The following is an 11,806-nucleotide window of genomic DNA, read 5'->3' on the forward strand; positions in this document are numbered from 1 at the left end:
CGGGATCTCCTGCATAGTGCTGCTCATGCCGCCGCCTCCCGTCCTTGGAGCGCGGCGGCGAGGCGCATGGCCACGTCGGCGCGGACGCGGCCGAGCTCGACCAGGCGCAGGCTCGGCGCGGACGGGTCCACAGCGAGCGACGGCAGCACGATCCCTGCCGTGTCGAGCGCTGCCCGCAGGGACTCCATGGCAGTGAAGGGGTCGACGTCTTGCGACGGTCGCGTGTCCATGACCGGGACCGTAAGAGCGTGGTGCCGACGGTCGCGAGGTGATGTTCTCAAATGTTCTCGCATTCTGGCCGAATGTTCTCGTGTGGTCTCAAGTAGGGGGGTGCACGCTGTAGTCCGGAGACATGAGGGCTGGTGAGCTGATGACGACCGGACCCCATCAGGGAGGCGAACATGCGACAGCTCCGCTTCAACGGCACCGACAGCAAGAACGGCGGATGCCCCGCCGTGCATGAGGACGTGGCCACGGGTGAGATCGTGGTCCAAGGCACCCCGCTCACCGACCCCGAAGACGTCGCCCAGCTCCGGCATTTCGGCCCCGACGACGTCGCGGTGGTCGTGCCGCGTGAACTGCTCGTCAACCATGGCCCGAAGGAGATGGACCGCGTGCCCAAGGTGATCGGACTCGAGGAGTTCGGCCGGCTCTTCGAGACGTTCGAGCACACGGCCTGGCGGCTTGAGACGCGCCGCGGCTATGCCTCGGACCGGGAGGATCCGACCTATACAGAGTTCGTCGAGACCGGCGGCATCACCCTCGACTACGACGACGAATGGTCCAGGAACATCCGCCGCCAGGTCCTCGCGGACAAGACCGTCGGACGGGTCCGGATCATCGACGAACCGCCCACCGAAGGCCAGCTCTTCCTCCTTGCCGACTCGCCCCGCAACACCGCGGCCGGCGAGGACATCCGTTGCCTCCCCCGCAGCGAGGCCGACGCCCGCTTGCTCGGCACGGAAGACTTCTGGATCTTCGACAGCCGCCTCGTTGCACGACTGAACATCGACGAACAGGACGTGTTCCACGACGTCGAGATCATCACCGAGCCCGCCGAGGTACTGCGGTACTGCCAGATCCGCGACCGCGCCATGCACGGCGCCATCCCCTGCACCGAGTTCACCGCGCAGCTGCGCGACTGACCGCGGGCCGCCGGTGAGCACCGACTACCAGCAGGCCCGCGAGGCCCTCGGCCTACGCCTGAGGGAGCTGCGCCTCGGGGCTGCCGGCGGACGGCTCACCGGCCCCCAGCTCGCCCAGCGGCTCGGCTGGCCGCACTCCAAGGTGTACAAACTGGAGGGCGGCCGCCAGACCGCCAGCAGCGAGGATCTGCGTGCGTGGGCCGAAGCCGTCGGCCAACCGGACGTCACCGACGAACTGTTGGCCCGGCTCCACGGCTTCGAGTCGCACATCCGCTCCTGGCGCCGGCAGTTGGCTGCCGGGCACCGGCCCGTCCAGGACAGTTGGAACATCGAGGTCGGTCGCTCCACGGCGATCTACGCGTGGGAAGAGTCCGTGATCCCGGGCATGCTGCAAACCGCCGACTACGCGCGGCACATCTTCCTGCGCTACGCCGAACTACAGGGCTCGGTCCGCGACACCGATGCCGCGGTCCGAGCCCGCATGCGGCGGCAGGAATGGCTCTACGAGGCGGGCCGCCGGTTCCACGCCCTCGTGTGGGAGGCGGCACTGCACGCCCTGATCTGCCCCCCGTCGGCCCTCGCCAGCCAACTGGACAGGCTCTCCGGCGTGATCGGGATGGACACCGTTGAGCTGGGGGTCATCCCCCTCACGGCGTCGCTGAGGATTCCCGCCGCCAACGGCTTCTGGGTCTTGGACGACCGGCTCGTGATCGCCGAGGACTGGCATGCAGAGCTGTGGTTGGACGACGCCGAGTCCGTTACCACCTACATGCGGGTCTGGGAGACCCTGCGGCAGTCCGCGGTGTACGGGGCGGATGCTCACAACGTGATCAACCGAGCCCGGCGATCCATCACGGGGCCGCGCTGAGGGCATGACGAAAACGCCCCCAGACGGCCGTCACGCCGTGCTGGGGGCTGTTCCTGCGTCACGCTACCGGGCGGGTCCGACAGCGGGCGTCCAGGGCCCGGGGGAGGCGCGGTGAGGGAGGCCGAACCGCCTGTTTCCCGTTTCCCACGGCCTCCCTCACGCCGCCTCCCTCACCTCCCTCAACCGGCTGCGCTGGCTGCGACCGACCGACCAGACGCCGACCAGGACAAGGAGCGGCATCGAGTACAGCAGCGGTTCCCAGATCACCGATGCCAGGAACGCCACCCAGCCGACGAACTGGATGACCGCATTGAGCGGGGCCAGTACGTCACGGACGTTGTGGTTGTACCAGGCGATCACGATTCCGAGGGCAAGCAGCAGCCCGGCCGCGGCCACAACACCCGAGAACAGGGCCTTGGGTGCGTTGAGGGCCATCTGCAGCAGGTCCATGCGCCGCTTGTGGCGAGCGAAGCGGTAGGCGTAGGCCGCTCCCACTTGGTCACCATCTCCTCGTTTCCGGCCGCCTCGGCGATCCGCATCATGCGGTGGTGCATGGCCGTGGTGCGGGCCTCCCACGTGCGGTGGGCGAGGATGCGGGTACCGCCCCACACGTAGGCGCCGGACGGTGAACCGGTAGGTGTCATGCTGGCGGGTGTCGACGAACACGCGGCGCAGCGAGTCGATGCGGACCCGGTGGCGTGGGCGGTACGCCTCGGGACGGTCTGTGGCCGCCTGCGGGGCGGGGGCGTCCTGGTCGTCCCGTGGCGTGTCCTTGTGGAGCTGGACGACGTTGTTCGTCATGCTGGTGATTCCTGCCTTTTGCTGGGCTGGGAAGCCCGGGGACGGCGGACGCGTGGTGGCTGCCGCCGTCCCCCAGGGCGTAGTTACTTGCTCTTCTCGGCCCTCTTGCGGGCGTTCTCCCTGAGGCGGGCGATACCAGCGTCGATGTCCGGCTGATGCTCTATGCCGGCCGCCGCGCGGCGCAGGCCGGGGACTTCGAGGCAGACGATCTGCGCCTTCTCCCAGGCGGGACTGGTCGACCGACGCAATCAAGGAGTGGCACGCCGACGCGCCGGTACCGTACTGCTGGACGTACGACTCAGTGCCCGGCGCTGGCGAGTGGGCCGGAACCTCCCGACATGCTGCTCGTGCTCGCCGTGTGTCTTCGCCTCCCGGACCGATGTGTGTCGTCGGTCAGGTAATTCCCCAGCATCTGCATGATCAGCGTCACGCAATTCCCCACCCCCGCGGTCACGATTCCTCACCGGGACGCTGACCACCGGTGATGCTGCTGACCGTGCTCGAACGAACCCCCTCAACAAGTCGGGCTGACTGGTCAGCCGAACTTCCCGTGGGCGGCTTGCAGGAACGCGGTCTGTGGGCCTTGCAAGACGTCCCACAGGGAGGCGTCATTGTGCTCGTATTCGCGCCACAGCACCTGGTCCACTGCGCTCGCATAGTCCTGGGCACGCTGGTAGGCGTCCGGAGGAAAGAGGACCTGGATCATCCGCTCGCACGTCCAGAGCTGGTCGATCAAGCCCCGCGCAGCCGCAAGCCACTCGGGCGTCGCGGCTGCGTCCCAGTCAGGGGCGTCCTCGCGCTCTTCAGCGAGCCGTATCCCTTGTTGCGTGAGGCTGATGAACTCGCGCAACAGCTCGAGCCGCTCGGCCCGTCGAGCCTCAGCCACTTCAGTCGCCTGTCGCTTGTCCTCGCTCCGACTGGCCTGCCGGCCAGCGGTGATCTGAGCGAGATAGGACAGTCCGCCCCCGAGCGCGACACCGAGCAGCGATGTCCATACCTGCGTCTCCACGGCGGACACTCAACCAAACGACCCTGACTTGCGCAGCCTCATGACCGCTTCCCAGAGACCGGCCCCTGGTGAATTACGTGAACTTTGCCCTGGGGAATTAGGGGCTCTGGCAAAGATCTTGTGACTGTGCCCGTGCTGCAGGAGCGAACTGCCACTATGTCAGGCGTGCGGTTCGCGAACCCTTGAGGCGTTTCTCCCTCATTTGGCTGGTGTGGTGGTCGAGTTCGTCCAGCAGTCGGCGGTCCAGATCGTCGTACATGCCCGCGCTCGGTCGGCCAGGGCGCGATGCCCGCACTGCTTCGAGATGTCGGGTCGGGTGCACGGTCGGTACGTACGGCGTCTGGCGAATGCGGCGATCGGGGGCAGGGCCGTGGTCCTCGAGCTGTCCGTCCGCCGGTTCCGCTCTCTGAATGGCAGCTGCGCTGCTGTGACGTTCGCCGAGCAGATCGAGGGGCTGACCAGGCCACACGCGCAGAAGACCCCGCTTCTGCGGTCGGTGCTGTTGTCCATCGCGTGCACGCTCGCTGGCCGTCCTGGCGCCCGCCTGGCCGCCATGCTGGGTATGCGCGCTGCGAAGGACACCCTGCTGCAACTGCTGCGGGCCGTGCCCGATCCTCCCGTAAGTCATGTGCGGGTGCTCGGGGTGGACGACTTCGCACTGCGCAAGGGTGACTCGTACGCCACTGTCTTGGTCGACCTGAAGGCCCGTCGGCCGATCGACGTCCTACCGAGGAGGGAAGCCGAACCGCTGGCCGCCTGGTTGGCCGGGCACCCAGAGATTGAGATTGTCTGCCGGGACCGGGCCAGCGCCTACGCCGAAGGTGCCAGGACCGGCGCCCCGCAGGCCATTCAGGTTGCCGACGGCTGGCACCTGTGGCGGAACCTCGCCGAGGCGGTGGAGAAGACCGTCGGGTCGCATCACAGCTGCATCCGGTCCGCGTTCGCGACAAGCCCATCTGCTGAGCCGGGCACGGCACACGACAACCAGCGGTCCTTCGACCCTCCGGATGGAATGCGCGACTGCCTTGGCCGCCCGCGGCGCCTGGTCGCCCGTACCAAGGAACGCTACGTGGCGGTGCAGGAACGGATAGCCGAGGGAAAGTCTCTGAGGGCGATCAGCCGGGAAATGCGGCTGGACCACTCCACTGTGCGCCGCTTCGCTCGCGCCACCAGTGTCGACGGGCTGCTGGTCAAGGCGGCCAACCGGCAGTCCATCCTTGACGGGTACAAGCCCCACCTGCACCAACGCTGGAACGAGGGCTGTCATGACATCCCCCGGCTCCACCGCGAAGTTCAAGAGCTTGGCTTCCCCGGGGATATCCAGACCGTCCGCCGCTACCTCCGACAGGCGAAGGAAGGCGGGTTTCCCGCCGCATCACGGCCCGCCCCACGGCCCCGCCGTGTAGCTCGATGGATCATGACCAACCCGCAACGCCTCTCTGCCGGCGACGCCCAGGAACTCAAGGAGATCCGGGCCGTCTGCCTGCACCTCGACGCCGCGGCCACACATGTCCGGGACTTCGCCGCCATGCTTCACGACCGACGCAGCGATCTACTGCCTGACTGGATAATGCGTGTCCTCGCCGACGACCTACCGGCTCTGTGAACCGCCCTGGTCACCGGCTTGCGCCGGGACCAGGACGCCGTCGTCGCAGGTTTATCAAGCTCCTGGAGCTCGGGCCAGGTCGAAGGCCACGTCACGCGAATCATTCGCTCCTCAAGCGAAAGGGCTATGGCCGAGCCAACCTCGACCTGCTCCGCAAACGGGTCCTTCTCTCGACATGACTGCGTGGGGACCGCGCTGTTCGGCTGCGCGACTCAGACCACGGACGCTCGCTGGGGATCAACGGGGTCGATCCCCAGTTCCTCGAATCGGCTCTCCAACGCCTCCAACCCGGCCTCACACCGGAAGTCCTTCTCAGCCTTGGTGATCGGCAACAGCCACAGGATCTGGGCATGGGAACCATCTCCCCACTTGCAGATCTCGAACTCGGGTCCGAATGGGTAAGGCAGACTCACCAGGTAGTGATCGCAGTCCGAGTCGTCGAGCCATGGTCTACCAATCGGCACAGTGTGTCCGACATCCAGTCGTTGGTGAACCGGCCCGCAGTGGTAGTACGCATTCATAGTGACGCTCTCCAGATTGAGCCACTCGTCGCGCGGCGCGGCAAGGAAGAACTCGACCCCATGGCCGTCGTGTTGCGTCGATTCCCAACATCCTGATGTCACATACAGCCACCAATCGCCAGGGTGAGCGGGGTGGACCCGGAACACCCGAAATCCAGGCACGCGGTCCTCGATGCGCCCGTCGACCCCCGGGACCTCATCAACGACACGGCCCGGGAGTGTCCTGCGGAGATGATCGAGCAGCGCGGAGCGCGCAGTGGTGTTGGGCATCCGATCATCATGCCCGAGACCAGCGACGCCCCTCGGATCGGCTCCAGAACTGGTGGATCACAAGATCTTCGCCAGAGCCGAATTACGTGATCGTCGACACCGGTGCTGCTCTCCATCGGCCGGCGGCCGCGGCTGGCCGACCTGTACGCCGAGGTCGAGCAGACCCATGGCGACAGCTTTCGCGCCGACTGGCATATCACCGACTTGATCCGGCACGCCGCGACCTGCGGGGCTCCCGACCCCGGCATCGTCTGTCCGGACGCTGGCCCGGAGTTCACCGCCCTGCGGAAGCAGGTTCGGGCGGCCCTGGCGTTGGAGCCCTGCAAGGGGCCCGACCTGGCCGTCGCGACCGTCGGTCGCTGTGTGATGGCTGTGCCTCACCGCACTGAGACTTCAGGCCGTCACTAATCCTTCCTGAAAGGCATACTTCTGATGGTGACGACTGCCACCCAGCGCCTCCTCGACCTGGCTTCCGCAGTTGGCGGGCACACGTCGAAGCATGAAACTGGCTCTGAGCTGGGGGAACGCGTGATTTTTGGCCGGGTGGGCGTGTGCCCACGCGGCCGGGTCGGTGCTGGTCAGGCTGGGTCTGCGGTGGTGATCCGGGGCGGGGGCTTGATGCCGCAGCCGCGATAGAAAGCGGCTTGCTCGGGGGCGAGCGGGGTGGTCTGGGTGATTTTCCCGGCCTCGCCGATCAGGGTGACCTCGTGGACACGGCCGAGTTCAGTGCTGATGCGGTTCCAGGTGCTGCCGGTTGAGCGTTCGGCGACGCGGATCAGCAGCAGGGCGAGCCAGCACAGCAGCACATGGGCGCGGATACGGTGCTCAAGGCGATGGAAGACCGGCCGGAGCTCCAGGACCGTTTTGAGATCGCGGAAGCCCCGTTCCGCTTCCAGGAGAGCCTTGTAGCCGACCGCGACGTCCTCGGCGGTCAGGTGCGGATCGGATGTGGTCAGCAGGTACTTGCCGTCCAGCCGCGCTTCGGCCTTGACCTTGGCGCGGTCGATAGCGAGCCGCCCGTTCTTCGACGTCCTCAACCACCGCTTGAGGGCGGGGTGTTCAATCAGGGCGCACTCGGCGCGGACGTGGGCGGCTTCGGCACGCTCACGTGCCTTGGCCGAGGTCAGACGCTTGGCATCCCGCTCACGCTGGGCACGGATACGCTCCAGTTCGGCCTCGATGCGGGTCAGGGCCTCCTCGCGGCGGTGACGGTCGCGTTCCTCCTGGGCGGGGTTGTGGCAGATCACGAAGCGCCGGCCGGGGGCCTGGTCGAGCTTGACCTCCTTGACCCGCAGGTTGTCGCGGACCTGTTGGTAGCGGCCCTGGCGGGCGAGGGCGGCCTCCGCCAGGTCGCTGCCGTCACGCATGCGCATCCCGGCGATGTAGTGGCCGCCGGCTCGGGTGAGGTAGGCCAGGTTGTCCGCACTGGAGAACCCGCGGTCGACCACGGTGATCACCCGGCCGAGCTTCCAGTCGCGCATGTCGTCCTTGACCTGCGGCAGGATCGTCTGGTCGTTGGTCCCTCCGGGCCAGACCCAGCAGCGAACCGGTACGCCTTCCTTGGTGACGGCCAGTCCGATGGTGATCTGAGGGAGGTCGTCGCGGTGGTCCTTGCTCTTGCCGTAGGCCCGGAAAGGCTCCTCGCCCTCGTCCTCCTCGTCGCGTTCGAAGTACGTGTTGGTCGTGTCGAAGAACAGCAGGTCTACCTCGAGGTTGAGCAGGTTGGCGACCGCGAAGAACACCGCTTCCTGCACTTCGGCCTGGGCGTCGGCCTCCACCAGCAGGTCCATCGCTCGGTAGGCCTGGTCCTCGTCCATCGCGGTCAGGCCCGGTATCGCAGCGTCGCGGCTGGCCCACTCCGCGGCGGAGAGCTTGGAAGCCGGAGCGATGGCTCGGTTGGTGACCAGCGCGAACAGCACCCGCTCCACGTCGGTGCGGAAGCGGCGTTCGCCCAGGATCTTCTTCAGCGCACCATCGATCTCCAGCTGCCGCCACAGCCCCTGGAGCAACCACACCGCTCCGAGCGGGCGCGATCCGGTGACTTCCAGCCCGCCGCCGGCCGCGGGGGCGGCGGCATCGGCGCCGTCCTCGCCCAGGTAGCGGTTGATCGAGGAGACCAGACGACGCAGACCGTCGGTGTCGAGCTGGTCCTCCCGGCCGAAGTTGTGCAGCACCTCGGCCTGCGTGGTGCCGTTGACCCGACGGTTGTGCGCGAGCTGCACGTAGCGGACCGCGCTGCCGTCCTTCTTCTTCCGCTGAGTGGTCCGCAAGTACATGCCCACAGCATGAACGACCTGCCCAGGAAAACCAAAATCAAGACCTTAAAACGTGTGCCCACACCTTTCGAGCCTCGCAGATACTCGCACCCCCGTGACCTGCAACAACTCCGCTCAGCAGCCCGGCACATGCCCACGAACTGCGGAACTCAGGCTCGACCTCGCCGCGGCCGCACCGGCCCGCCACGGCGAGGACCTGGTGCTGCTCCTACGCGAAGCGAACGAGCTGTACCAGCAGGGCCTCGAGGGCCTACGCCACACAGTGGCGGCCCGCTTCGCCGGGCTGTCCACCCGGGATCTCGTGGCGGCCGCGAACGCGGCCGGCATGCCCTGCGACGCATCCCAGGACCGCGACGAGCTGCTCCTGCTGCTTGCCCTGACCGAGTGGGAGATGACCCCAGCGGCCATGGCCTATTCACAGATGGCAGAAGACGCCGCCCGTCGAGGGGTCAGCCTCATCCCGGAGGAATGAAGCCGGACACGGCCTGGACGCCTCGGACAGCTGGACACCCACCTAGAACATACGCCATTATATGCGTTGCGAGCCGGGCAGGCCGGCTCCTCGCGACGCGATGGGACGCTTCAGGTCATGGCTGCCCGATCCACGCCGCACCTCGTCGAGACTGCAGAGATCGCCGCCGAGCGCGGGCTGACGCCCGCACGCATCAGCGCGCTATACCTCGAACGGGAGACCAACGGTTTCCCAGAGGTCGTCGGCCACCGCGGCCGTGCCCGCCAGTGGGACAAGAGCGAAGTCGACGAGTGGTTCACCCAGCGGAAGCCGCCCCGCCTGCATCAGTACAAGCCACCGACACTCGACCCTGACGAACTGCTCACCGGAGCACAGGCCTCCAGGTTCCTCGGCTACAAAAACCCTCAGCAGGTCAACACTTATGTGCGGGACCACCCCGGCTACTTCCCCGATCCCGACGTCGTCGAGGAACTGGGCACTGCGGAGAGGCCCTACCGCCGACCGAAGTGGCGCGTGCAGACGCTCCTGGACTGGAAAGACACCCGCCCGGGCAGCGGAAAGCGCAGCATCCAACGCGCAGCACCCGCCCTGCCCGACGTACCCGTCGACGGTGACCCAGATGAGCTGCTGGGCGCATCGCAGGCAGCAGCCCTGCTCGGATTCAAAAGCGTGAACTCCTTCAGCAGCAGTCTGGGCCAGGGCAACCTGCCCCTGCTGAAGACTGTGGACACCCTTTCCGAGAAGGGCGGACGCCGCCGGTGGACCCGCCGGCGCATCCTTGAACAAGCCGCGCAGCGCAAAGCCAAGTAACACAACCGGCAAGTGGCCGCTTCGGCCCACCGCCCCCATAGACGCGGCATCCGGTTACGGGTTGTTGATCCCCTGCGGACCGGATGCCGCACGATGGCCGGCATGACGTGGCTCGCCACCACGCCCCGCAGCAGCCGCCGGCTGCTGCGGACCGGCCATCGCCGAACTTCCTCTGGCACTGCCCTCCGCGTGCGCGAGCCGACCTTGCCGAGGCTGGCCAGCGTGCCCAAAGCAGGCTGTCCTCGCGCGCGGGCGGGGCTCGTGGTCGGGGTCATGAAGCCCGACCACGAGACTGTTCCGCGTTCGTGACCATGGTCGGGCCTTCGTGGTCGAGGGTTGGGACGGGGACCACGGATTTCCTCAAAGAATGCCCATGCCCAGCCCCACACCGAGCATCCCGGCCGGTCGCCCAGCCCGGCTTGGCCCTCAGCCCCGCCGAACCGCTGCGTCACCAGGCCCTGGCCGCGACCGCATCGCCACCACCAGCCAGTTGCGCCGCATGCTGCGGCCGGACGCCACGCGGCAGCTGCTGTCCCGAGTCCTGAACAAGCTGCGCTCCGACGGTTTCATCGACCGCACGGTGCTACCGGATGCAAGCCGGTCGCGTACCAACGCCTGGTATCTCACGCAGGAAGGCGCACGGCTCACCCGCGGCCTGCCCGTTCTGCGGGGGCGGCCGCCCTACCCCATCACCTCGACCACAGCAGCGTCACTGAAGACCCCGCACACGCCTCGTGGCCGGGGAGTACACGCCGAACTATCCGGCCTCACCCAATCAAGTTCAGTAGCACAGATCGTCGTCGTCGACCGGCGGACCGCCACGCCGACCTCGGTAGCAAAGATGGCCGCCCATGCAAAACGCTCGGCTGGGAAACCACAGCCGAGCGCATGCTTGAACCACTTACCGCGACTGGTGTCAGCGGTCTCCTGAGTCCGCCGATCACATCGGGAGATATCTCCCGCACTTCACCTACTCAAACTGCGCCAGTCACTGCGCGAGCGCGCCTAGCCGGAGCACGATCCAGCGTGTGCAACTGTCGAGGTGGGCTAAACGGAACGTGGACCGTTGGTGTTCGCAGGAACTTGCGCCACAGTCAGCACGCCCGACGCCATCGCGGCCAGTCAGCTGCCGCTTGGCGCGTAGGACGTCATCTTGGTGTCCGGCGCGTTCGAAGGCAGCGAGGACATCGCTGTCGCCCGCGACCTGGCCCGCACCTTCCTCCAGGATGTGCGCGCACCGCCGCACCCACCGGTCTGTCTGGCTGGTCCTGGGACCGGGCCGAGGAGTTCCTGCACCGGACCGCGGTCGCCAGCCTGTACTGAGGGTCGACCTCTGCCCGCCGATGTGCACATGTCCGACACGCCCTGCGATGCGAGGGGGCGGCGCATGGGAGCCAGGAGCAGGCTGGATAGTGGAGGTGGGTTGCCGTGGCGCACAACGAAGCCATCTCGCCCGTCGAGGATGCTGCGGTACTGGGAGCCCTGTTCCGCCAGTCCCCCACAGGCCTGCTGATCTTGGACACGGAGCTGCGAATCCTTCGCAGCAACTTCACCAGCCCGTTTCTGCACGAAGCGCCACCTGAACAGATCATCGGCCGACACTTCACCGACGTATATGACCTTTCCGCACCCGGTGAAGTGAAGGCGATGGTGGGCGGCGTGCTGGAGAGCGGCGCGCCCGCGCGGGGACGACTGGTGGGGGTGCGTCCGAAGGGCGCGCCGGGGCCGGAGTACCTGTTCTCCGTCTCGGTGTCTCGTCTGGAGGACCCGCAGGGGAGGATCTTGGGGGTGTTGGCGGAGATGCTCGATGTCACCGAACGCGAAAAGGCACGCGTCCGTCTGCGCGTCCTCGGCTCGGTGCGCGAGCACGTGGGACGGACCCTCGACGTGGTGGTCACCTGCGAGGAACTGGTGCGGGAGGTGGTGCCGGACTGGGTGCGTTTCTTGTTGAGTGAGGTCGGTGAGAGCGCCGTGTCCGGCGTGGTGACTGTCTCGTTGCGGTAGCTGGGTTGATCAGCTGGCGTGAGG

Annotated in this window: 13 protein-coding genes and 1 pseudogene; 8 read left to right on the forward strand and 6 right to left on the reverse strand. The window is 67.2% G+C overall.

Features of this window, described 5'->3' with window-relative positions:
* Positions 1-23: 23 nt before the first annotated feature.
* A complete protein-coding gene (locus ACFYX0_RS44575; RefSeq protein WP_388980729.1) occupies positions 24-230 on the reverse strand; it encodes a hypothetical protein in 207 nt (68 codons plus the stop codon).
* Between the two features lie 171 nt (positions 231-401).
* Here ACFYX0_RS44575 and ACFYX0_RS44580 point away from each other — a divergent pair, with 171 nt between their 5' ends.
* On the forward strand, positions 402-1,145 hold the full coding sequence (locus tag ACFYX0_RS44580; protein ID WP_388980732.1) for a DUF6879 family protein: 744 nt from the start codon (positions 402-404) through the stop codon (positions 1,143-1,145).
* A 13-nt stretch (positions 1,146-1,158) separates the two neighbouring features.
* Positions 1,159-2,013: a Scr1 family TA system antitoxin-like transcriptional regulator gene (locus ACFYX0_RS44585; protein WP_388980735.1), complete on the forward strand. Its 855-nt coding sequence runs from the start codon at positions 1,159-1,161 to the stop codon at positions 2,011-2,013.
* 156 nt (positions 2,014-2,169) lie between these two features.
* Here the strand turns inward: ACFYX0_RS44585 and ACFYX0_RS44590 are convergent, their stop codons facing one another.
* From ACFYX0_RS44590 to ACFYX0_RS44600, 3 genes are all read right to left on the reverse strand, one after another.
* Positions 2,170-2,814, reverse strand: a complete 645-nt coding sequence (locus tag ACFYX0_RS44590; protein ID WP_388980738.1) for a hypothetical protein — start codon at positions 2,812-2,814, stop codon at positions 2,170-2,172.
* An 83-nt stretch (positions 2,815-2,897) separates the two neighbouring features.
* Positions 2,898-3,062 carry a hypothetical protein gene (locus ACFYX0_RS44595; RefSeq protein WP_388980741.1) on the reverse strand — a complete coding sequence of 55 codons (165 nt, stop codon included), beginning with the start codon at positions 3,060-3,062 and terminating at the stop codon, positions 2,898-2,900.
* Between the two features lie 287 nt (positions 3,063-3,349).
* The gene (locus ACFYX0_RS44600) at positions 3,350-3,823 is read right to left on the reverse strand and encodes a hypothetical protein (protein ID WP_388980743.1); all 474 of its coding nucleotides are present in this window, start codon (positions 3,821-3,823) and stop codon (positions 3,350-3,352) included.
* A gap of 214 nt (positions 3,824-4,037) precedes the next feature.
* On the opposite strand from ACFYX0_RS44600, the gene ACFYX0_RS44605 reads away from it, so the two are divergent.
* Positions 4,038-5,429: an ISL3 family transposase gene (locus tag ACFYX0_RS44605; RefSeq protein ID WP_388980746.1), complete on the forward strand. Its 1,392-nt coding sequence runs from the start codon at positions 4,038-4,040 to the stop codon at positions 5,427-5,429.
* A 212-nt stretch (positions 5,430-5,641) separates the two neighbouring features.
* Here ACFYX0_RS44605 and ACFYX0_RS44610 read toward each other — a convergent pair whose 3' ends face one another.
* Entirely contained in the window at positions 5,642-6,220 is a 579-nt protein-coding gene (locus ACFYX0_RS44610) for a suppressor of fused domain protein (RefSeq protein ID WP_388980749.1), read from the reverse strand.
* A gap of 102 nt (positions 6,221-6,322) precedes the next feature.
* On the opposite strand from ACFYX0_RS44610, the gene ACFYX0_RS44615 reads away from it, so the two are divergent.
* Positions 6,323-6,628: a hypothetical protein gene (locus ACFYX0_RS44615; protein ID WP_388980752.1), complete on the forward strand. Its 306-nt coding sequence runs from the start codon at positions 6,323-6,325 to the stop codon at positions 6,626-6,628.
* A 170-nt stretch (positions 6,629-6,798) separates the two neighbouring features.
* Here the strand turns inward: ACFYX0_RS44615 and ACFYX0_RS44620 are convergent, their stop codons facing one another.
* A complete protein-coding gene (locus tag ACFYX0_RS44620) occupies positions 6,799-8,496 on the reverse strand; it encodes an IS1634 family transposase (protein ID WP_355923241.1) in 1,698 nt (565 codons plus the stop codon).
* 94 nt (positions 8,497-8,590) lie between these two features.
* Here ACFYX0_RS44620 and ACFYX0_RS44625 point away from each other — a divergent pair, with 94 nt between their 5' ends.
* The 4 genes and pseudogenes from ACFYX0_RS44625 (at position 8,591) to ACFYX0_RS44640 (ending at position 11,782) form a co-directional block, all read left to right on the forward strand.
* Positions 8,591-8,968, forward strand: a complete 378-nt coding sequence (locus ACFYX0_RS44625; RefSeq protein WP_388980755.1) for a hypothetical protein — start codon at positions 8,591-8,593, stop codon at positions 8,966-8,968.
* Positions 8,969-9,085: 117 nt separating this feature from the next.
* Positions 9,086-9,778, forward strand: a complete 693-nt coding sequence (locus ACFYX0_RS44630) for a hypothetical protein (protein ID WP_388980758.1) — start codon at positions 9,086-9,088, stop codon at positions 9,776-9,778.
* 419 nt (positions 9,779-10,197) lie between these two features.
* Positions 10,198-10,508: pseudogene (locus ACFYX0_RS44635) on the forward strand (replication-relaxation family protein); the annotation flags it as partial.
* Positions 10,509-11,206: 698 nt separating this feature from the next.
* A complete protein-coding gene (locus ACFYX0_RS44640) occupies positions 11,207-11,782 on the forward strand; it encodes a PAS domain-containing protein (protein WP_388980761.1) in 576 nt (191 codons plus the stop codon).
* Positions 11,783-11,806 lie beyond the last annotated feature (24 nt).

The organism is Streptomyces sp. NPDC002573 (assembly GCF_042889625.1).
GTDB lineage: Bacteria > Actinomycetota > Actinomycetes > Streptomycetales > Streptomycetaceae > Streptomyces > Streptomyces gibsoniae.

Excerpts from the sequence above, each read along its gene's own strand:
- ACFYX0_RS44630 (WP_388980758.1), top strand. The coding sequence starts at position 9,086 with ATGGCTGCCCGATCCACGCCGCACCTCGTCGAGACTGCAGAGATCGCC.
- ACFYX0_RS44590 (WP_388980738.1), bottom strand. The coding sequence starts at position 2,814 with ATGACGAACAACGTCGTCCAGCTCCACAAGGACACGCCACGGGACGAC.
- ACFYX0_RS44575 (WP_388980729.1), bottom strand. The coding sequence starts at position 230 with ATGGACACGCGACCGTCGCAAGACGTCGACCCCTTCACTGCCATGGAG.
- ACFYX0_RS44580 (WP_388980732.1), top strand. The coding sequence starts at position 402 with ATGCGACAGCTCCGCTTCAACGGCACCGACAGCAAGAACGGCGGATGC.
- ACFYX0_RS44610 (WP_388980749.1), bottom strand. The coding sequence starts at position 6,220 with ATGCCCAACACCACTGCGCGCTCCGCGCTGCTCGATCATCTCCGCAGG.
- ACFYX0_RS44620 (WP_355923241.1), bottom strand. The coding sequence starts at position 8,496 with ATGTACTTGCGGACCACTCAGCGGAAGAAGAAGGACGGCAGCGCGGTC.